The sequence below is a fragment of the Streptomyces asoensis genome, from assembly GCF_016860545.1.
GTDB lineage: Bacteria > Actinomycetota > Actinomycetes > Streptomycetales > Streptomycetaceae > Streptomyces > Streptomyces asoensis.
The window spans coordinates 254,846-272,411 of sequence record NZ_BNEB01000006.1 but is presented as its reverse complement, the minus strand read 5'-3'; the positions used below and the strand labels follow the sequence as shown (position 1 = coordinate 272,411).

The following is a 17,566-nucleotide window of genomic DNA, read 5'->3' as shown; positions in this document are numbered from 1 at the left end:
CACATCACCAAAGCATGAGAGCTTCGGTTTGAGGACGGTCTCTCGTTTCCTCCTGCCGCTGGTGCGGCAGGGCTGCGCCACCTGCCCGCCCCGCTTCCGCCTTGTGGCGGGGGCGGGTGGCGCGGGTCTTCCGGTCGGCTCCACGAGGTTTCGACACCGCCGGGGCGGTGTCCTGGTCTCCGGCCACTCCGGTACCAGTCACGCAGGCTGCCGCGAGAGCGGCGAGGTTGAGCGCGGCGTTGTCGTCCCGGTCGATGACCAGACCGCAGGCGTCGCATTCGAACGTCCGGACGTGCAGCGCCAGCTTGGCTTTCACCGCGCCGCACCCGGAGCAGGTTTTGGAGGAGGGGTACCAGCGGTTGGCGACCACGAGGCGGGTGGCGTGGCGCCGGCGGGTCTTGTAGTCGAGTTGGCGTCGGATCTCCCCGAATGCGGCATCGGCGATCCGGCGGGCCAGGCGCCGGTTACGGAGCATCCCGGCGACGTTGAGGTCCTCGACCACAACGGTGCCGTACTCGGCGGCCACGCTCGTGGTGAGTTTGTGCAGGGCGTCTTGGCGGAGGTTCGCCACGCGATGGTGGACCTTGTTCCGCTGGGCGTTGGCCTTCTCCCACCGCCTGGACGGCTTCTGCCCGGTGCGCCGGTCGGGGCCCTGGCGGCGGGACACGGTGCGGGAGGCGCGGCGCAGCTGCTTGCGCGCGGCGTCGTAGTGCCCGGGGTTGGCGACGGTGCGGATCTCGCCGGTGCTGTCGGCCATGACCGCGAGGGTCTTCACCCCGAGATCGATCCCGACCGCCGTGTCCGGCCGGGCGACCCGTGTGAGGTCGCGCTTGACCTCGGTCTGGAGGGAGACGGACCAGCGTCCGCGTTCGTGGCGGACTGTCGCGGACAGGATGCGGGCGGTCCCGGCCCGGACGCGGTCGAGGAGCTTCACGGTGGGCTCGTGGACACGGATCGCGCCGAGCCGGGGCAGCGTCACATGCCGGCCGTCGGTGTCGATACGGATCACGCCGGTGGTGAAGCGGCAGGACAGACGCGCTTTCCGCTTCGACTTGAAACGCGGCATACCGACTCGCTTGCCCTTGCGCTGTCCGCGCTTGGACTTCGCGTAGTTGTCGAACGCTGCCGCGGCGTTCGCGAGGCCGGTGGAGTACGCCTCCTTCGAATTCTCCTCCCACCAGGCGGCGAACCGCGGGTCGGTGTGCTTGGCCTCGTTGAACGCCTTCCGCAGCGCGGGCAACGACCACGGCCGCCACCGCGTCAGCCCGTCCTCGGCGATCCCGTACGACTCCTCCGCGCGGCGCTGCCACCACGACGCCTCGACCCAGGCGACAGCCCAGTTGTACGCGGCACGCGCGGCGCCGCAGTGCGAGCGCAGCGCGGCCTCCTGGACGGCGTTTGGGTCCAGGGCGAACCGGAACGCCTGCACCACGAACCCGGGCTGCGGCCGGAACTTCTTCACTCGGCGGTCGCCACGGCCACCGCGCGGGCGGCCCGGTTCTTCGCCGCCCGCCGCCCGTACAGGCGGGCGCACATCGAGGTCAGCACCTCGGTGATGTCGCGCACCAGGTCATCGGTGGTCTCGGTGGAGTCGATGACGACCAGACGCCGCCCGGACGCCGAGAGGACGGCCTCCAGATGCTCGACGCCGAACCGGGCCAGCCGGTCGCGGTGCTCAACCACGATCACAGCCGCCTGCGGGTCGGACAGCAGGCGGTGCAGCTTGCGGCGGCGCCCGTTCAGTCCTGACCCGACCTCGGTGACGACCTCGGCGATCGGCAGGCCGAGCCCGTTCGCCCCGTCCACCACCCGTGACGCCTGCCGATCCAAGTCGGCTTTCTGGTCGGCTGAAGAGACACGGCAGTACGCCACCACCCGCCCCGAGGCCGCAGAGACGGCCGGAGCGGGCTCAGCGACCAGCCACGTACCGGACGGCGCCTGGCGGACCGGAACGGGCATCTTCCCGTCCTTCACCCATCGCCAGGCGGTCTGGTAGCTCACGCCCTGCTGCCGCGCCCACTCCGAAAGCTTCACAAGACCAAGATATTCAAGATGCACGACTACAGACGACTATGAATGACTAGAAAATCTGTAGCAGCTTTCCCCCGGCACGAACTCCCGCAATGGGAAACCGCCCTCCACACCGCAGCCCACACCCTGACCACCTCCACGACCCCCGATCCACTGATGCCGGACGCGCCTGACTGACCCGCACCCATGCACCTGTGCTAGAAGCCGCAGGGAACCGCGTGCGGCAGCTGTCACCCGTCCGGGGGTCCCTGCCACCAGCCGCGCAGAGATCCTCGCCCACGCTGGAAGACTGCGGCCCATGCAGCAGCCCATCCGTATGTCCTTGACCCCACGGTCCATGCCACCGCTGCGCGGTGACGAGGCAGTCATCGGCGTCCCGGACGCAAGCGTGGCCGACTTCTGGCGGTTCGCCATGCCGGACCTCCGGGTGAACAACACGCGTGGCCTGTTCGCCGAGTTCCTGGTCCATAGGGCAGTCGGCTCGCACAAGCCCCGCGAGGAATGGGTCAGCCACGACGTCGAAACCGACGACGGCCTGCGCATCGAAGTCAAGGCCGGCGCCTACCTGCAAGCCTGGGAACAGCGCGCACCGTCGCAGATCCGCTTCAGCGGGATCCGCGCTCGCACATGGTCACCCGGCGGCGGTTACGCGGCGGCGAAGTCGTACAACGCCGACGTCTACGTCTTCGCCGTCCAGACCGCCCGTGAACACGCGCTCTATGAGCCGCTCGACATGGCGCAGTGGGAGTTCTACGTTCTTTCCGCCCCCCTGGTCGCCGCCCTGGACTCGGACAGCGTCAGCCTGGGCTCGGTTCGCGCACTGTCCGGCCCACCGGTGTCTTTCGCCGTCCTACGCGACTGCATCCGGTCGGCCGACCCCCGCCCCGGAGCCACCGGCGGCTGACAAACACAGCCCGTGCGTGCCGGGGCGGGGGAGTCGATCACGGTCAACACCGTTGCCCATGGCCGAGTACGCTCCAAGCGGGGCTCATCTCACCGTGAGGACGAGGGCGTGAAACCGGCCGACCGGTCAAGGCGGAAAGCAGAGCCCACAGCGGTCGGCGTCCACCCTGCCCGCAAGGCCGCGCGAACAGCCGCAGCGACAGCGGACGGCAGCACAGGCCCCGCCTCGCGCCCGATCCAGTTGCCCGGATGCGGCTGGCCGGTGGTGACCACGAGGGTCGTGCCCGGCCTGTCCGCATGCTCGACCGCGAAGGTGCACGGCGACCAGACAAGGCCCTGGGGGTACGTCGGCCTGCGGCGCAGCTGCCAGCGGTAGACCGTGCCCTCGACAACGATCTGCCGTGATCCCTTGCGCGCCAGCGCCATGAACACTCCTTCGACAGCGAAGATGCTATCCAGCACAGCCCCCTCGCCCGTCTCGGATTTCCGTCTCGTGCAGCACCGGCCCTTCAACCGAGAGAGGCGCCTACTGGCATACCTCCGCCCCTATGTCGCCGAGCTGCCCGAGATCCTTGCGGCGCTGCCGCCCGGGGCGCTGGAACTCCGTCCCCACCCGGATCTGATGAATGGCGAGCTCCGCAGCTGACATCACCGGACGGTGCTCATCTCCGTCTGGAGAAGAGCAACGGGCTCGAAGAAGGCCCCGTGGGCCTGGCCTTGGAGCGGTGCGACGACGCACGACTCGTGCCGGACAGCTCACGCAAGGGGCTCACGCAGCTTGTGGATCTCCGGGCGCACCTTGTCCACGAGGTCGTCCCTCAGCAGGGCGTTGAACGCGCGCCGAGCGGCCAGCGCTTCCGCGTCGATCTCCATGCCGCCGCGCAGCTGACGCACGTAGGTCTGCCGCACCAGGTGCTCCGCGGGCAGGTAGGTGTCCTTCAGCCACCGGTACAACTCCTCCGAAGCCAGCAGCAGCATCCGCCGATACGCTTCGTCGCGGGCTCGGACGCGGCGGTTCAGCTCCTCCTGCTTGTCCGTCCAGCCCGTCTCCTGGATGTACGTGAGCCAGTCCATCCACAGGATCGTCGCCAGCATGAAGCCCTCGATACCGGCCAGACGCCGCTCCTGAGCCTTCTCCAGCAAACCGGCCCGGAGCCGTAGCCGCTCCACGGACCTCGTGGCGAACGCGGTCAGCAGGCCCCCGACCACCGCCGCAACGGCCGCGATCACAGCCGACATGGTCACGCTCTCCACAGTTGCCCCCTGAGCACCCGAAGGCGCCGACCGGCCGCCTGAGACAGCCTCAGTTTCTCTCCAGATCACCTGTCTTCGATGCCTGCCGATCGTCAAAGGCCCTCTCCCGTAGCCCTCCCCGCCAGTGTCCTCGGTACGGGCAGCCCGGAGCCGCGGCAGTGGGAGGTCGGGTACGGAGCCAGGTGGTGCAGCCAGCGGGATTCGATCTCGCGTCCGTCCTGCAGGGTATGGCGCGGTGGACCCTCGGCCGGGACGAAGCCGGCGCCGGACAACGCCCGAGCGCACGCGATGTTCGCCGTTTCGTGCCCGGCCCGCCTGACCTCCTCCTCGATGAGTGAGCGGCGACGCGCCGGTGTGCGGACGGCGCTGACGCGGACCATGCACTCCGGTACGGTCCCGGGCCATGGCGATGGACGACGGTGTGCCGGAGAAGGTCGCGTGGATCCTGATCCGGGACGACCGGCTGCTGGTGACGCGTAGTCACGGCAGGGACCGCTTCTACCTCCCGGGCGGTCACCGTGAGCCGGGCGAGTCCGACCGCGAGACCCTGGTGCGGGAGATCGACGAGGAACTGCGGGCGACGATCGACCCCGGTTCCATGGTGCACGTCGGCACCTTCGAGATCGGCGAGGGCCATCCGGAACACGGCCCTTTCAGGATGATCTGCTATACCGCCCATCACCGCGGCGAGCTGACCCCGTCGAGGGAGATCGCCGAGAAGGCGTGGTTCCGCTACGCCGACCGGGCCCGCGTCTCGGCCGTCGACGAGATGGCCTTCGACGCACTGCACGAGGCCGGGCGGCTCTGCTGACTCCGGACCGCCGTAGCGCAACGGAGTGCGGCGACCAGCGCGTCCGCAGCCGGCCCGCTACCCCTCGATGGCGATGCCCGGCCCGGGCGGGAGAGTGAGGGGGATCGTCACGCAGGACACTGATGAGTGACATGACAAGCACTGTCTGGGCGAGGGTGGGTACCGGGTCCCGGGCTCACGGCCGCACAGTGCTTCGACGAGGTGCGGGCGCGCCTGACGGGTCCCGGCCGTGGCGGCGCAAACCCCCTTCCTCCACCACGGCGGGCGTAAGCTCGATGGCACCGGGAGTTCCTCGTGTGCCGGCTCAGGAGCCTGTGCCGTTCTCGGCGAACGACGACACCGGCCGGACTCCTACCGGATCCGGAGCAAGGTTCGTCCCATGACCGCGCGCATGCCGGGCCACCCGGCGATCACCCGTTCCCGTCCACCCGGTGCCCACGGGGGCTCTGCCGAGGAGCGGCAGCCGAGGGCGCGGCGGCAGCGCACGTCGCCCCAGGAGGGGCAGATCGTCCGGCCGCTGTCCCGGTGTCAGGTCGACGACCGCATGGGGGAGCTCGGGGAGTTGTACGCGCGCACCTCGTCGTGCGAGCCGGGGATCCTGGATCCGCCGGAACTCCCGCGGGCTGACGTGGACCGGTGTGTCGCCTTCCAGCAGCGGCTCGCGGGGCTCGTGCGGTGCCCGGGGTTCGAGCTGCTCGTGGCGGAGTCCGCCGGTCCGTCGGGCACCAGGGTCATCACGGCATGTGCCTTCGGCTTCCCGCTGCGCGGCGACGGGCCTTGGTGGCAGGGGCTCGAAAGGTACCTCCCGGAGAGTCTGTTCCGCCCGGCCGCGTCGGGAAGACTCTTCGTGGTCGCCGACATCCTCGTCGAGCACCGGGTACGTACCCACGACCAGAGCCGCGAATGGAACCTTGCCCGGCGGCTGCAGAGAGGACTGCTCGGCGAGCGCAGGGGCGATCTCGGCGTCACCCTGGTCGACCGCGGCGACGCGGACGCCTACCGGGCACTGCTGTCCTGGGGCTGGCGCTGTCTCCCCGCCGATTCCCGCAGGCCGTCGCGTTCCGCTTCCCGCCGCCTTCTGGTGCTCGTCTGAAGGCCGGTCGGCGTGCCGGGCGGCCGGCCGGTTGTTCGCCGAGGGCGCGGTGGGGACCCGGCGGGTGGAGGTCGCGTCGCGTGTGGGTTCGGACCGGAGCCGGCATTCCATTCGTCCGCCCACTCTGCCGTCCGGCCGGGGATACGGGCGGCAGAGCTGTGTCGTGATGCGCTGCCGGCCGTCACCCCGGTCCGCGGTCGGTTCCGGATCTGCCACAGCCCGACCGTCCCCGGCGCTGCCCGCATCCTGTCCGTGGGCGGGGCCGAGGACAAGGAGCCGACCGTGAGCGTGGGCGGCCGCCTCGGCGGCTGAGCGGCCCGTTCGTGGGCCGGACGGCTCCCGTGGACGGGCAACGACGGCGGCCCGTCACAGGCGGCCCGTCACAGGGCGAGCAGCTCGCTGGCGGTCAGGTGGTGTGCGGGGTCGGCCGCGGCGCTCATCAGCCGCAGGGCGGTGGCCCGTGCGGTCTCGGGCGGTACGACCAGCAGGTCCCGGCGTCCGACGCCGTAGGCGAAGAGCCGTACGGCATGCGGGTCGAACCCGGAGGTGAGCCAGGCGGCCCGCACGGTGTGACCGGCGACGGGCAGGTCGCACGATGCATGGCGCCAGGTTTCGCGGTGTGCGGTCATCCGCGTCACGCGCCCCCATGACGCGTCGAACGCCTCGACGAGTGCGGGCAGTTCGGCCGCCAGGTCCGCGGAGTGGGGCCACCACGCGCCGCTCACCGGGCCGGGCGGGAAGGTCGGCGGACGCAGGGCGACTCGGGCCGGGGGAGCGAACGCCGGGGGTTCCCGGTCCGGTGAGATGTGTTGCGGGGTGGGCGCGCTCATGTCGCGGTCCCTGTCCCCGGGGCGCCGTGCGGCGCCCCGGTGTCGTGGTGCGCCGGGAGCGGCGTCGGCGGACGGCCGGCGTACGGACGATTCCCGGTGCGCTCCACGCTACTCCGCGCCCCGGTCCGGCGGACGGGGCGTGCGGGAGGGTTCTCACCCGGGGCGGGTGCCCGTAAGGTTGCGGCGTCCGGCCGCCCGCGGGAAACGCGCGGCGAACGCACACTGTTCGGCAGCCCTGACGGCTGCCCGTGCCCATGACCCGGGCAAGGACCGGTTCCCGGCCTCTGCAGCGCAGTCGGTTCTCCTGCCCGTTCCGGCCGTCCCTGTGTTCAGCCCGTTCTTCCCCTCGTCTCGTCGTGAGACCCGTGCGGTCACCTTCCGCGTGGCGTCGCACGCCTGCGCGGGGCACCCGGCTCCCGTCAGACCGCGCGCCCAGAGGGGGGCGGCCGCGTGAGGGAGTCCCCGACGGCCGTCGTCCAGGTCCGGTGATCCGGCGGCGGCCGCCGGATCCGACGATGCCGGGAACGCTCCCGCGGCAGAGCGAGCTGACGGGTGGATCCGTGGTCGTCTATACGCGCAGCAGTCGCCCGGTGATCTCCCGGTACTCCCGCAGCGCGAACCGCAGTTCAGCGGACCGGGTCTCGGGGTCCAGGTCCGCCCAGCCCGCGCGCAGGACCCGGCGCCGCTCGGCAAGGGCGTCCGCAAGCTGGGCAGTGGCCGCGTCGAATGCGCCCTCGGCCTCCTCCAGAGCCTCGCGGGGGCTGTCGGCGAAGGTGTTGACGGCATGTCCGAGGCGCCGCGCGATCTCCGCCCTCCCGTCCGAGGGGAGCAGGGCCTGCGGGCCCGTGCCGCCCTGTCCGGCCGAGTCCGAGGGCCGGTCCGCGGGCTGCTGGGCGCGTGTCTGGTCGTACATCGTCGTGTGTACCGCTTCCGTTGTGTCGGGGTACCGTCCGAAGACCCCGTCGTGCCGGGGTACCACCCCGCGCCGTGCTGCCAGTCAACGTCCGGCGAAGGTCCGTGTCAACGCGGTTGCCGGTGCGAGGCCACCCGCCGGGGTGCCGGTCGGTGCGATCCGGACGTCACCTTCCGCGGGGGAGTACGGTTGCAAGGGCAACGGTGTCCTGTGCCCGCCCTTCCGGGCGGCCTCGGCGCACCACTCACCAGGGGCAGCCCGTGACCCCGGCCGCACCTTCGTCCGAGCGGTCCGCGCAGCGGTCGAGGAGCCTCCTGTATGCCGGTCGGACCCCTTACGCCGCCGTCGGCACCCGCCGCAGGCCGCCGCGCCGTCCCAGGCGCGACGACGCCCGCTCACCCGGCGCTGGGGGGCGATGTGCCGGAGTGGCGTCGGCCCTTACCGAGGGAGAACGGGTCCGGTGGCGCACGGTGCCGGCCGCGGTCGGCACGGCCCGTCGTGTCTGACGCCAACCACCCACTCGCGCACGTCAGTCGACAGGAGCCCGGCCCATGACCATCGCCCTGCACCCCCCGCTTCCCTCCCACCCCGTCCTGCGCCTGCGCCTGGCACCCCGTGGCGGCCTGCCCCGGTTCATCGACGGGGCGTGGTGGCCGCGCTCCTACGACCTCCTTGCCGAACTCCCGATCCTGCTGGCCGGGTTGCCGCGTGAGTGGGGCGATGTCGCCGGTGTCACGGTCAACGGGGCGACATGGTCCGCAGGGCCCGGGCGGATGTTCGTGGCCGGCCAGGTCGTACGGCTGCGCAGGAATTCGGCGGCGTCCGCCCCGCACACCGCTGTCCTGCTTGCCCCCGGCCGGGGACGCTGGGACCTGCTGGTCGTGCCCCCGGACACCACGCCGCAAGCCGCGGAACCGCTCATGGCGGCCGCGGCGGGCATCCCGGCGGACGGTTGACCAATCGAGAGGGCGGGGGCGCGGCTGTGTGGTCGGCGGGTGACGCTGCCGTGGTCCTCGTTGCGCGCGACCCGGCCGTGGAGGGGCTCGCCGCCTCGCTGCCCTGTCACAGCGTCGGCAGACGCAGGGCCAGCAGGGCCACGTCGTCCGTGCTGCCGGGGGGCGTCCGTGCGAGCAGTTCCTCGCACAGTGTGTCCAGTGGTGCGTGGGCGAGCGCGAGGGCGTGGCGTCGCAGCAGGGCCATGCCGGTGTCGAGGTCGCTGCCGGGGATCTCGATCAGACCGTCGGTGTAGAGGAGGAGCGTGGAGGCCGGCGGAAGCGGCAGCACGGCGTCGGGTCTGATCGCGTCCGTGCCCGGGGGAGCGCCGAGGACGAGTCCCTGTCCGGCTGTGAGGTACTGCGCCTGTCCGCCGGGCGTCAGGAGCAGGGGCGGGGGATGTCCTGCGTTGGTCCATCGCAGTGTCCAGGGGCCGGTGCGCGGGTCGCCTTCGACCCGGGCGAGGACGAGCGTGGCCATCTGGACGGTCGTGATGGCGGGCATGGCGTCGTCGAGGCGGTCCACGACGGCGCCGGGCGGTTCGGTGTGGTCCCAGGCCAGGGACCGCAGGATGCCGTGCAGCTGTGCCATCCCGGCCGCCGCGGCCAGGTCGTGGCCCACGACGTCCCCGATGACCAGTGCGAGGACGCCGTCCTTCAGCTCGAACGCGTCGTACCAGTCGCCGCCGACCTGGGAGCCGACCGGGGCGGGCTGGTAGCGGGCGGCCAGCCGCAGGAGGCCCGGCTGCGGCAGCGGGGCGAGCAGATTGCGCTGCATCGCCTCGGCGACGGCACGCTGGCGGCCGTAGCGGCGGGCGTTGTCCACGACCAGGCCGACCCGGCGGCCGATGTCGCTCGCCACGTCCAGGTCGGCGGGGCTGAAGGGGTGCGCCGGGTCGGTGCGCACCAGGGTCAGCGCGCCGGTGATCTGCCGTCTCGAGCCCAGCGGCACCGTGATGACCGATGCCGCGCGCACCGTGCGCAGGAAGGCGCCGTGGAGCGCGGCCAGGGGAGAGCCGGGGGGAGCCGCAGTGTGCGCCTGCTCCTCCCTCTCCTCCCACAGAACCGCAGAACCGCCGTTGAGTACCTGGACGAGTGGCGAGCGGTCTTCCTCCGCCACCTCGGGCAGATGCTCGCACCCGCCCTCCAGTCCGGCGTCCCGGCCCGCCGGACCCGTCACCGCCACCCGGTGGACCTGCCCGGAAGAGGTCCGCAGGTCCACCGCCGCCCAGTCGGCGAGACGGGGAACCAGCAGGCGGCCCAGCCGTGCCAGCGCTTCGTCGGCCTCCAGGGTCTGGCCCAGCACGTCGGTGATCTCCGCGACCAGCGTCAGCCGCTCATTGATGTCTTCCAGAGCGCTCGTGTAGGCGGCACGCTCACGGCGTGCGCCGTGGTCGCCCGTGAAGTCCGTGAAGAGCACGGCCATGCCCGTGAGGCAGCCGTCGGTCAGCAAGGGGGAGGCGGACCAGGAGATGGCGATCTGGCGGCCGTCCCCGCGCAGAAAGCTGTCGCCCTCCCCACGCGCGGCGGCTCCCTCGGTCAGTGACCGGAGCAGCGGGCAGGGCTGCCGCGGGAGCCTGCTCCCCTCCGGGTCGCGGTGCAGCAGTTCGTGGGCGTCCTTTCCGCGCATCGTGCCGGCGGCCCGGCCCAGCAGCCGTTCGGCGGCCGGGTTGACGGCGAGGATCGATCCGGCGGGATCCACCACGATCAGGGCGGTGTCCAACTGCTCGACGATCCGCGACCAGAAACCCGGACCGGCCGTCGGTCCCGACCACCGTTCACCTCCCAGGTCCTCCGCCATGGCGCCCTCCGTTCGTAGCGGCCGGCGGCGGGCGGGACGTCGTCGGGAGTGAGGGGAGAGGCCTGCCGCGAAGAAGGGCCTGCCGGTGGCGAAGCGCGCGATACCGATGGCCGGGAGACGGCCGAGGCCGTGCGCCGCGCCGGTGAGGTGCGGCACCACTGCCACCAGGACGAGCCGAGCGCGCCGTCATCGCGATCACCTCTTCCGTTGCGCGCGTTTGACGCCCGGGCGAGCTGACGCTCGCGTTCTGCTCCGCTGTGCGCGCTCCGTGGGCGCGGGACGGCCTTGACCGGCCTACTTGTCATCTTATGGCCGAAACATCCTGTCGTCGTGGGGGTGCTTCGCCGGGTAGTACGACCGGCCCGGCGGGGCGGGCCGGCCCGGCGCTCGAGGAGACCTCGCGCCCACCCCCTCGGAAGCCTCGGCCGGCGACGGGCTCTCCCGGCCGAGCGGCGACGGCGGTCAGCTGTTCAAGGCCTGCTCGGTGGTGGGAAGGCAGGGGATGAACGCGTCGACACCGACCGTCTGCAGGACGCGCAGGACCGAGGGCTGGGCACCCGCGATGCGCAACCACCCCTCCGTGCCCGTCACCTGCCGGTAGGCGGCAATGAGGACGTTGACGCCGCTCGCGTCCATGAAGGTCACACCGCTGAGGTCGGCCACGATTCGCCGGTGCGCAAGGGTGCCGTTCGCGGACAGCAGGGATTTATTGAAGGCGCGTGTGGCGTCATGGTCGATCTCGCCTTGCGCGGTCACCACACGGACACCCTCAACCACAGCACAGGTGATACGGCACTGGTCGGGTGTGTCGTCCTTGTGGCTGTCGGTCACCGTCTCCTCGACTCTGCTCGGGGCCTGCCCGGCCGCGGCGTCTGGGGGTGATTCCGCTTCGGCGGGACGGCCGGATGCACGCGGGCGTGCGTCGCTGCCGGTGCCGGGGGCGCTGGGGTGCAATCAGCCTGATGTGCCCAATGGCACCCCTCTGGCGGCATTCATGCCGCTGTCCCGGGTACTGGCGGGCGTGAGCGGGGAGTGAGGGTGCTACGTGGAGTTCCATCCCGAGGACGGTGCCGGTACGGGCGCTGAGGAGTGCCTGATGCGCGCCGGTTATGCATGGGACGGAGGGGCCGGATGCATCGCAGACGCCCGCCGCCATGCCGTCTCCTTTCTCGACCGGGCTCGCCTCGAACATCACCTGCCTGTGCTCGCACGTACGAGGGATCTCACCCAGTTGGTGGTCAGCGAGTTGGTCACCAACGCCCTCAAGTACGCTCCCGGTCCCGTCCTGATGGAGCTGCGCGTCACCACCTTCGACGTGGAGGTCGTGGTGTGGGACAGTCACCCCGCATCACCGGTTGCCCGTGCGGCGGATCCCGGCAGGATCGGCCAGCACGGCCTGGAAATCGTCAAGGCGGTCACGGTGGCGCTGTCGGTCGAGCGGGAGCCGGTCGGTAAACGCATCACCGCACGCGTCGCCCTCGTGGACACCATTGATTCCAGCCCGTGACGACAGGTGCGCGGACGCGGTGCGCATCAGCAAGGTCAGGATCCTCCGAGGCACCGGACCCGGGCGCCCGGCGCGGTGTGCTGCCAAGGACGCCCCGGGGCGGATGCCTCCGTCCGCATCGCCGCCGCCGTCACGGGCAGGACCGGCGCGGCCTGTCGGTGAAGCGTGCGAAGCGTGCGCCCGTCCGGTTCGCTTGCCGGCTTCGGAGATCTCCAGGAAGGCGTCCCGCCGACGGTGCCGACCGCCGTCACCCTCGGTCGTCTGTGATTTCTTCGCCGCCGCAACCAATCCGCCCGCTCGGCAGGAACGGATTACGCCCGGACATGTCCCGACCGCGGAGGCCTTCGGTGAAGGAAGCTATTCATATCGGCAGGAACCCATCGAAGGCGCCCGATCTCCAGGAGCTGATGGGGCAGGTGGCGCTGGGCGACGAGGACGCCTTCGCCCGCGTCTACGACGCCGTCGCGGGCCCGGTCCTGGGTGTCGTGCAGGCCGTCGTGCGGGACCGGGCACAGTCGGAGGAAGTCGCACAGGAGGTGCTGGTGGAGGTGTGGCGCACCGCTCCCCGTTACCGCGCCGAGCGGGGGACGGCCATCAACTGGGTCCTCACCCTGGCGCACCGCCGCGCGGTGGACCGGGTGCGCTCGGTGGAGGCCGCGGTGGTCCGCGACCACAAGGCCGCCCTGCTGGAGCGGACACCCGAGTTCGACGAGGTGACCGAACAGGTCGAGGCGAGACTGGAGCGCGAACAGGTACGGCGCTGCCTGCGCACCCTGACCGAGATCCAGCGCCAGGCGGTCACCCTGGCGTACTACCGCGGACTGACCTACCCCCAGGTGGCCGGGGCGCTGTCCCTGCCGCTGGGGACCGTCAAGACCCGGCTGCGGGACGGACTCATCCGGCTGCGCGACTGCCTGGGGGTGACCGCGTGAACACCACCGCCGAACTGCACAGCCTGACCGGGGCCTACGCCCTGCACGCGCTGTCCGACGACGAGCACGAGGCGTTCGAGCGTCACCTCGCGCACTGCGAGCCGTGCGCGCAGGAGAGCGCCGAACTGTCCGCGACCGCGGCCCGGCTGGGCCTGGCCGTGTCCACGACCCCTCTTCCCGTACTGCGCGAGCGGGTCCTGCGCCGGATCACCACCGTGCGCCAGGAGGCCCCCGGCACGCAGCAGCCGGGCCGCTCGGGCGGTGCCCGGCTGCGGGCCGGCCTGCTGTCCCGGTGGGCGCTCGCCGCCTGTCTGGCGGCGGCCGCGGCGCTCGGCGGGGCCACCGTCTGGCAGCACCAGCGGGCCGAGGACGCGGTGAGCCAGGCGCGCCGCGCCGAACGCGGGGCGGACGAGATCGCCGCCGTGCTCGCGGCGCCGGACGCCCGCACCCGCAGCGGCGAGCTGTCCTCAGGCGCCACCGGCACCGTCGTCGTCTCACGCAGCCTGGACCGGGCCGTCTTCGTGGTCTCCGGGATGAGCCGACCGCCCGGCGGCAAGGTCTACCAGCTGTGGTTCGACGACGGCGGCACCATGCGCTCCGCCGGCCTGATGGACCCCGGCCGCAGCAACCAGAGCGTGCTGCTGCGCGGCGCCCTCGACGGGGCGTCCGGCATGGGCGTGACCGTCGAGCCCGCCGGCGGCTCGCCGCAGCCCACCTCCGCACCGCTCGCGCTGATGCCCTTCCCCCTCTGAACCCGCTCCCCCCGCCCCTCCCGCACGGTCTTCACCCCCGGCCATGTGCCGTGGGGGAGGGGGGACGGGGGCGGGGGAGCGGGGGCGTCAGACCAGGCCCGTGACCGTCACCGCGACGGTCGGCGCGGGCGGGGCGGGCAGCAGCACGGCCAGGCGCAGCTCGACGGCGTCCCGCACGGCCCGGGCCACCTCCACCGTCCGGGCCTGCCGCAGCGCGACGACATGGATCTCCACATGCCAGGGGCCGTCCTCCCGCGGCCGCGTCAGCCGTACGCCCGCCGGGGGCGCCGCCCCTGCGGCCGGCGTGGACCGCGGCAGCGTGGAGCGCAGCCGGTCGGCCAGTCCCGGCCGCAGGAAGGCCACCCCCGGCACGCTCTCCACCGTCGCGGCGACCTTCTCGGCCAGTGCCGTACGAGCACTGCTCGTCAGGGGCGCGGTCATGGCGTACGACCTTCCTGGCCGTCGCCGGCCGATGCGGGGACGAGGTCGGTGACACGGATGTCGACGGCCGCCAGGGGCACGCCCAGTTCCCGGTCCGCGGCCTCACGCACCCGTTCCCGCACCCGCTCGGTGAGGGGGAGCAGCGGGGCGCCGGCCGGGGCGTGGATGTCGAGACGGACGCCGACCGCCGCGCCGGCCCCCTCCGAGGAGCCGTCCGCGGTCGTGGGGGCGTCCGCGGGGCCGTCGGGGTCCGGGGCGAGGAGGCGGCAGGAGCCGGCCCGGACGCCCGGTACCGTCTCCGCGGCCGCCCGCAGGGTGCGGGCCGCGACCGCCTCCATGATCCACAGGTCCTCGGCGGGTCCGCCGAGCGGCACCGGGCGGCCCGGACGCAGTTCGAGACGGACGACGTCCATGATCCGCCGGGTCAGCGACTCGGTGTCCTGGGGGGAGGGCGGGGCCGTCTCCTCGTCCAGGCCCCGCACCACGCACTCCAGCCGGTCCAGTCCGGAGACCGCCTGACGGCAGTGCGGGCAGGAGCGCAGGTGGGTGTCGTCGGCCTGCCGTTCCCAGTCGTCCCACACCCGGGACAGCAGCCGTCCGCACGGCAGGAGTTCGTCGTCGTCACCGTGGGCGTAAGCGCCGTTCGGCGGGTCGGTGCGGTCGGTCATCGCCAGGCCCCCAGTGCTTGTGTCAGACAACGGCGTGCGCGGAACACGCGGGCACGGACGGCATCCTGGCTGATGCCCACCGCGTCGGCGACGAACTCGTAGGACCGGCCGTCCAGTTCCCGCAGCACCCAGCAGGCCCGCTGTTCGGCCGACAGCAGGTCGAGGGCCTCGCGCAGTTCGCGGACCGCGTCGCGGGCCTCGGTGATCCGGGCCGGTGACGTGGTGTGCTCGGCCGCGGGGACGTCGCCCGCCGCCTCCAGCGGGGCCGCGGGTCTCCTGGCCCGCAGCACGTTCAGACAGCGGTTGGTGACGATCCGGTACAGCCAGGTGCCGAAGGAGGAGCGTCCCTGGAACTCCGGCAGCCGCCGCCAGGCGCTGATGAAGGCGTCCTGGACGGCGTCCTCGGCCTCGGTGCGGGTGCCGAGCAGGCGCGTCGCGAGCCGGGTCAGTGCCGGCGCGTGGCGCCGTACGAGCACGGCGAACGCCTCCTCGTCGCCTTCGGCGGCACGGACCGCCAGCAGGGCGTCCTCCGCGGCCGCCCGGGCGTCCGCGTCGGAGCGGGTCTCCGGATCGGAGCAGGCGTCCGTGTCGGCCCGGGTGTCCGGGCCGGTCCGGGTGTCCGGTGATGCGTTCGGTGTGCGGGCCACCGCCACTCGGCGGCTCCTCTCGTCGGTTCCCAAGGGTTGGACACCCCCGCGCCGCTCTTGTGACGCGGACACACAGACATTCGGCGAAGGAGCCCCGATCGGATGCCGGACCGGGCGGGAACGCGCTGCTGATTCACCCCTTTTTCCTTTTGATCCGTAGCCGCGACCTCCGCGGATTGGGCGGAAAAAGAGATTCATCCGATCGTGGATACGACCAATCCGCCGGGCCGCCGGGACCGGATTCCCCGCGTGACGGAGAACGAGAAGGAACCCCATGGCCGGCGCGGCGCGGTACGGCCGCTGCTGGGCGCGTGCAGTGGCGCGCTCGCGGGTTTCGCCGCGCTCGCCGTCGCGGAGCTGGTGTCGGTGGCGGTGCGCCCGCAGGCCGGCCCGGTCGTCGCGGTGGGCGGCGCGGCGATCGACCGGACGCCCGCGGCGGTCAAGGACTGGGCGGTCCGCCGTTTCGGCACGGACGACAAGCTGGTCCTCCAGCTGGGGATCCTCGCGGTGCTGGCGCTGTGCGCGCTGGCGCTGGGAGTCGTCGCGCTGCGGTGGCGGCGGACCGGGGCGGCGGGCGTGCTGCTGTTCGGGGCCGTCGGCGCGGTCGCGGCGACCGGCAGGCCCGACTCGACCGGAGCGGCCGACGCGCTGCCGTCGGTCGTCGGAGCCGTCGCCGGAGCCGTCCTGCTGTACGTCCTGACGGGCCGCCTCGCCCTGAGGGAACACACGACGCACGCGGCCACGGACGTGCCTGTGGACACAGCCGCGGCCACGGCCGCAGATGTACCCACGGCGGCGGACGCGCCCGCCGCCACGGACGCGGCGCGGCCCGGCGGGGTGCGGTCCGGTGCGGAGTGGGACCGTCGCGGGTTCGTGATCGCGGCGACGGCCGCCGCCGCGGCCTCGACCGGGGCCGCCGTGCTCGGCCGGACGTGGAACGCCTCCCGCGGGCACAGCGCGGCCGCCTCACGTGAGCGGCTCGTCCTGCCTCGGCCCGCCTCCGCCGCCCTGGCCGTACCCGGGGGCGCCGGGCTGCGGATCCCCGGCATCAGCCCCTTCACCACCCCGAACGGCGACTTCTACCGCGTCGACACCGCCCTGGTGGTGCCGAAGGTGGACGCCGGCGCCTGGCGGCTGCGCATCCACGGCAAGGGAGTCGCCCGGCCTCTGACGCTGTCCTTCGACGACCTGCTGCGCCGTGAGCTGGTCGAGCGGGACATCACGCTCACCTGCGTCTCCAACGAGGTCGGCGGCCCCTATGTCGGCAACGCCCGCTGGATCGGCGTCCGCCTCGCCGGCCTGCTGGCCGAGTGCGGAGTCGTACCCCCCTCGCGGGGCGGGCCCGCCGATCAGCTGGTCGCCCGCTCGGTGGACGGCATGACGATCGGCAGTCCGCTGGAGGACGTCATGGACGGCCGGGACTCCCTCCTCGCCGTCGGCATGAACGGTGAACCGCTGCCGTTCGCGCACGGCTTCCCGGTCCGCATGGTCGTGCCCGGCCTGTACGGCTACGTCTCCGCGTGCAAGTGGATCGAGGACCTCGAACTCACCACGTTCGACGCCTACGACCCCTACTGGGTCAAGCGGGGCTGGGCCCGCAGGGCGCCGGTGAAGACCCAGTCCCGCATCGACACCCCCAAGCCGTTCGCCCGTCCCCGGGCGGGCACGGTCATGGTCGCCGGGGTCGCCTGGGCCCAGCACCGCGGCATCGACAAGGTCGAGGTCCGCGTCGACGACGGCCCCTGGCAGGAGGCCCGCCTCGCCGCAGAGGACACCCGCGACACCTGGCGCCAGTGGTCCTTTCCCTGGCAGGCCACCGCGGGAGGACACACCCTCACCGTCCGCGCCACCGACCGCACCGGCCAGGTGCAGACCGACAGACGCACCCGGACCGTCCCCGACGGCGCGAGCGGACGGCACTCCGTCGTCGTCACCGTCGACTGACCCCCCCCAAGCCAACCCACACCCCCTCATGAACGCGGCTCAGCCGC

General features: G+C 72.6%; 20 protein-coding genes. 8 read left to right on the top strand and 12 right to left on the bottom strand.

Going from position 1 to position 17,566, the window contains the following annotated elements:
- Positions 1-4: 4 nt before the first annotated feature.
- Together tnpB and Saso_RS37650 are read right to left on the bottom strand one after the other, a co-directional pair.
- Positions 5-1,462: an IS607 family element RNA-guided endonuclease TnpB gene (gene tnpB, locus Saso_RS37655; RefSeq protein WP_189927271.1), complete on the bottom strand. Its 1,458-nt coding sequence runs from the start codon at positions 1,460-1,462 to the stop codon at positions 5-7.
- Positions 1,459-2,034, bottom strand: coding sequence for an IS607 family transposase (locus tag Saso_RS37650; RefSeq protein ID WP_189927270.1), 576 nt, complete (start codon positions 2,032-2,034; stop codon positions 1,459-1,461). Before Saso_RS37650 ends, tnpB begins: the two co-directional genes overlap by 4 nt.
- 295 nt (positions 2,035-2,329) lie before the next feature.
- Between Saso_RS37650 and Saso_RS37645 the strand changes: the two genes are divergently transcribed.
- Positions 2,330-2,935 (top strand): hypothetical protein, encoded by a 606-nt coding sequence (locus Saso_RS37645; protein WP_189927269.1) that lies wholly within the window; start codon positions 2,330-2,332, stop codon positions 2,933-2,935.
- 89 nt (positions 2,936-3,024) lie between these two features.
- Here the strand turns inward: Saso_RS37645 and Saso_RS37640 are convergent, their stop codons facing one another.
- The 3 genes from Saso_RS37640 to Saso_RS37635 form a co-directional block, all read right to left on the bottom strand.
- Complete coding sequence (locus tag Saso_RS37640) at positions 3,025-3,360, bottom strand: hypothetical protein (protein WP_189927268.1); 336 nt, start codon at positions 3,358-3,360, stop codon at positions 3,025-3,027.
- Positions 3,361-3,460: 100 nt separating this feature from the next.
- Positions 3,461-3,583: a hypothetical protein gene (locus tag Saso_RS38870; RefSeq protein WP_268253257.1), complete on the bottom strand. Its 123-nt coding sequence runs from the start codon at positions 3,581-3,583 to the stop codon at positions 3,461-3,463.
- Between the two features lie 107 nt (positions 3,584-3,690).
- Positions 3,691-4,173: a hypothetical protein gene (locus Saso_RS37635; RefSeq protein WP_189927267.1), complete on the bottom strand. Its 483-nt coding sequence runs from the start codon at positions 4,171-4,173 to the stop codon at positions 3,691-3,693.
- A gap of 418 nt (positions 4,174-4,591) precedes the next feature.
- Between Saso_RS37635 and Saso_RS37630 the strand changes: the two genes are divergently transcribed.
- Both Saso_RS37630 and Saso_RS37625 read left to right on the top strand, forming a co-directional pair.
- Positions 4,592-4,999, top strand: coding sequence for an NUDIX hydrolase (locus tag Saso_RS37630; protein ID WP_189927266.1), 408 nt, complete (start codon positions 4,592-4,594; stop codon positions 4,997-4,999).
- A 379-nt stretch (positions 5,000-5,378) separates the two neighbouring features.
- A complete protein-coding gene (locus Saso_RS37625; protein WP_189927265.1) occupies positions 5,379-6,092 on the top strand; it encodes a hypothetical protein in 714 nt (237 codons plus the stop codon).
- A 380-nt stretch (positions 6,093-6,472) separates the two neighbouring features.
- Here Saso_RS37625 and Saso_RS37620 read toward each other — a convergent pair whose 3' ends face one another.
- Positions 6,473-6,922: a DUF5994 family protein gene (locus Saso_RS37620; RefSeq protein WP_189927264.1), complete on the bottom strand. Its 450-nt coding sequence runs from the start codon at positions 6,920-6,922 to the stop codon at positions 6,473-6,475.
- A gap of 568 nt (positions 6,923-7,490) precedes the next feature.
- Entirely contained in the window at positions 7,491-7,835 is a 345-nt protein-coding gene (locus Saso_RS37615; protein ID WP_189927263.1) for a hypothetical protein, read from the bottom strand.
- A gap of 551 nt (positions 7,836-8,386) precedes the next feature.
- On the opposite strand from Saso_RS37615, the gene Saso_RS37610 reads away from it, so the two are divergent.
- The gene (locus Saso_RS37610; protein ID WP_189927262.1) at positions 8,387-8,791 is read left to right on the top strand and encodes a DUF5994 family protein; all 405 of its coding nucleotides are present in this window, start codon (positions 8,387-8,389) and stop codon (positions 8,789-8,791) included.
- 106 nt (positions 8,792-8,897) lie between these two features.
- Here Saso_RS37610 and Saso_RS37605 read toward each other — a convergent pair whose 3' ends face one another.
- Both Saso_RS37605 and Saso_RS37600 read right to left on the bottom strand, forming a co-directional pair.
- Positions 8,898-10,628 carry a SpoIIE family protein phosphatase gene (locus tag Saso_RS37605; protein WP_189927261.1) on the bottom strand — a complete coding sequence of 577 codons (1,731 nt, stop codon included), beginning with the start codon at positions 10,626-10,628 and terminating at the stop codon, positions 8,898-8,900.
- A gap of 462 nt (positions 10,629-11,090) precedes the next feature.
- Positions 11,091-11,459: an STAS domain-containing protein gene (locus Saso_RS37600; RefSeq protein WP_189927260.1), complete on the bottom strand. Its 369-nt coding sequence runs from the start codon at positions 11,457-11,459 to the stop codon at positions 11,091-11,093.
- A gap of 265 nt (positions 11,460-11,724) precedes the next feature.
- Here Saso_RS37600 and Saso_RS37595 point away from each other — a divergent pair, with 265 nt between their 5' ends.
- The 3 genes from Saso_RS37595 to Saso_RS37585 all read left to right on the top strand — a co-directional run bounded on the left by Saso_RS37595 (position 11,725) and on the right by Saso_RS37585 (position 13,819).
- The gene (locus Saso_RS37595; RefSeq protein ID WP_189927327.1) at positions 11,725-12,135 is read left to right on the top strand and encodes an ATP-binding protein; all 411 of its coding nucleotides are present in this window, start codon (positions 11,725-11,727) and stop codon (positions 12,133-12,135) included.
- A gap of 347 nt (positions 12,136-12,482) precedes the next feature.
- Positions 12,483-13,067 (top strand): sigma-70 family RNA polymerase sigma factor, encoded by a 585-nt coding sequence (locus tag Saso_RS37590; protein ID WP_189927326.1) that lies wholly within the window; start codon positions 12,483-12,485, stop codon positions 13,065-13,067.
- On the top strand, positions 13,064-13,819 hold the full coding sequence (locus Saso_RS37585; RefSeq protein WP_189927259.1) for an anti-sigma factor: 756 nt from the start codon (positions 13,064-13,066) through the stop codon (positions 13,817-13,819). The genes Saso_RS37590 and Saso_RS37585 overlap by 4 nt, the downstream gene beginning before the upstream one ends.
- 87 nt (positions 13,820-13,906) lie before the next feature.
- Here the strand turns inward: Saso_RS37585 and Saso_RS37580 are convergent, their stop codons facing one another.
- From Saso_RS37580 to Saso_RS37570, 3 genes are read right to left on the bottom strand one after another with little or no spacing between them, the layout of a single operon-like run.
- A complete protein-coding gene (locus Saso_RS37580) occupies positions 13,907-14,260 on the bottom strand; it encodes a hypothetical protein (RefSeq protein WP_189927258.1) in 354 nt (117 codons plus the stop codon).
- A complete protein-coding gene (locus Saso_RS37575) occupies positions 14,257-14,928 on the bottom strand; it encodes an Asp23/Gls24 family envelope stress response protein (protein ID WP_189927257.1) in 672 nt (223 codons plus the stop codon). The genes Saso_RS37580 and Saso_RS37575 overlap by 4 nt, the downstream gene beginning before the upstream one ends.
- Positions 14,925-15,581: an RNA polymerase sigma factor gene (locus Saso_RS37570; protein ID WP_372442553.1), complete on the bottom strand. Its 657-nt coding sequence runs from the start codon at positions 15,579-15,581 to the stop codon at positions 14,925-14,927. The genes Saso_RS37575 and Saso_RS37570 overlap by 4 nt, the downstream gene beginning before the upstream one ends.
- 243 nt (positions 15,582-15,824) lie before the next feature.
- Between Saso_RS37570 and Saso_RS37565 the strand changes: the two genes are divergently transcribed.
- Positions 15,825-17,519, top strand: coding sequence for a molybdopterin-dependent oxidoreductase (locus Saso_RS37565; RefSeq protein ID WP_189927256.1), 1,695 nt, complete (start codon positions 15,825-15,827; stop codon positions 17,517-17,519).
- The last annotated feature ends 47 nt before the right edge of the window (positions 17,520-17,566 follow it).

Bases quoted from the DNA above. Each gene is read 5' to 3' on its own strand.
- Saso_RS37630 (WP_189927266.1), top strand. From the start codon at position 4,592: ATGGCGATGGACGACGGTGTGCCGGAGAAGGTCGCGTGGATCCTGATC.
- Saso_RS37635 (WP_189927267.1), bottom strand. From the start codon at position 4,173: ATGTCGGCTGTGATCGCGGCCGTTGCGGCGGTGGTCGGGGGCCTGCTG.
- Saso_RS37640 (WP_189927268.1), bottom strand. From the start codon at position 3,360: ATGGCGCTGGCGCGCAAGGGATCACGGCAGATCGTTGTCGAGGGCACG.
- Saso_RS37575 (WP_189927257.1), bottom strand. From the start codon at position 14,928: ATGACCGACCGCACCGACCCGCCGAACGGCGCTTACGCCCACGGTGAC.
- Saso_RS37605 (WP_189927261.1), bottom strand. From the start codon at position 10,628: ATGGCGGAGGACCTGGGAGGTGAACGGTGGTCGGGACCGACGGCCGGT.
- Saso_RS37595 (WP_189927327.1), top strand. From the start codon at position 11,725: ATGCGCGCCGGTTATGCATGGGACGGAGGGGCCGGATGCATCGCAGAC.
- Saso_RS37645 (WP_189927269.1), top strand. From the start codon at position 2,330: ATGCAGCAGCCCATCCGTATGTCCTTGACCCCACGGTCCATGCCACCG.
- Saso_RS38870 (WP_268253257.1), bottom strand. From the start codon at position 3,583: ATGTCAGCTGCGGAGCTCGCCATTCATCAGATCCGGGTGGGGACGGAG.
- Saso_RS37615 (WP_189927263.1), bottom strand. From the start codon at position 7,835: ATGTACGACCAGACACGCGCCCAGCAGCCCGCGGACCGGCCCTCGGAC.
- Saso_RS37620 (WP_189927264.1), bottom strand. From the start codon at position 6,922: ATGAGCGCGCCCACCCCGCAACACATCTCACCGGACCGGGAACCCCCG.
- Saso_RS37580 (WP_189927258.1), bottom strand. From the start codon at position 14,260: ATGACCGCGCCCCTGACGAGCAGTGCTCGTACGGCACTGGCCGAGAAG.
- Saso_RS37625 (WP_189927265.1), top strand. From the start codon at position 5,379: ATGACCGCGCGCATGCCGGGCCACCCGGCGATCACCCGTTCCCGTCCA.
- Saso_RS37610 (WP_189927262.1), top strand. From the start codon at position 8,387: ATGACCATCGCCCTGCACCCCCCGCTTCCCTCCCACCCCGTCCTGCGC.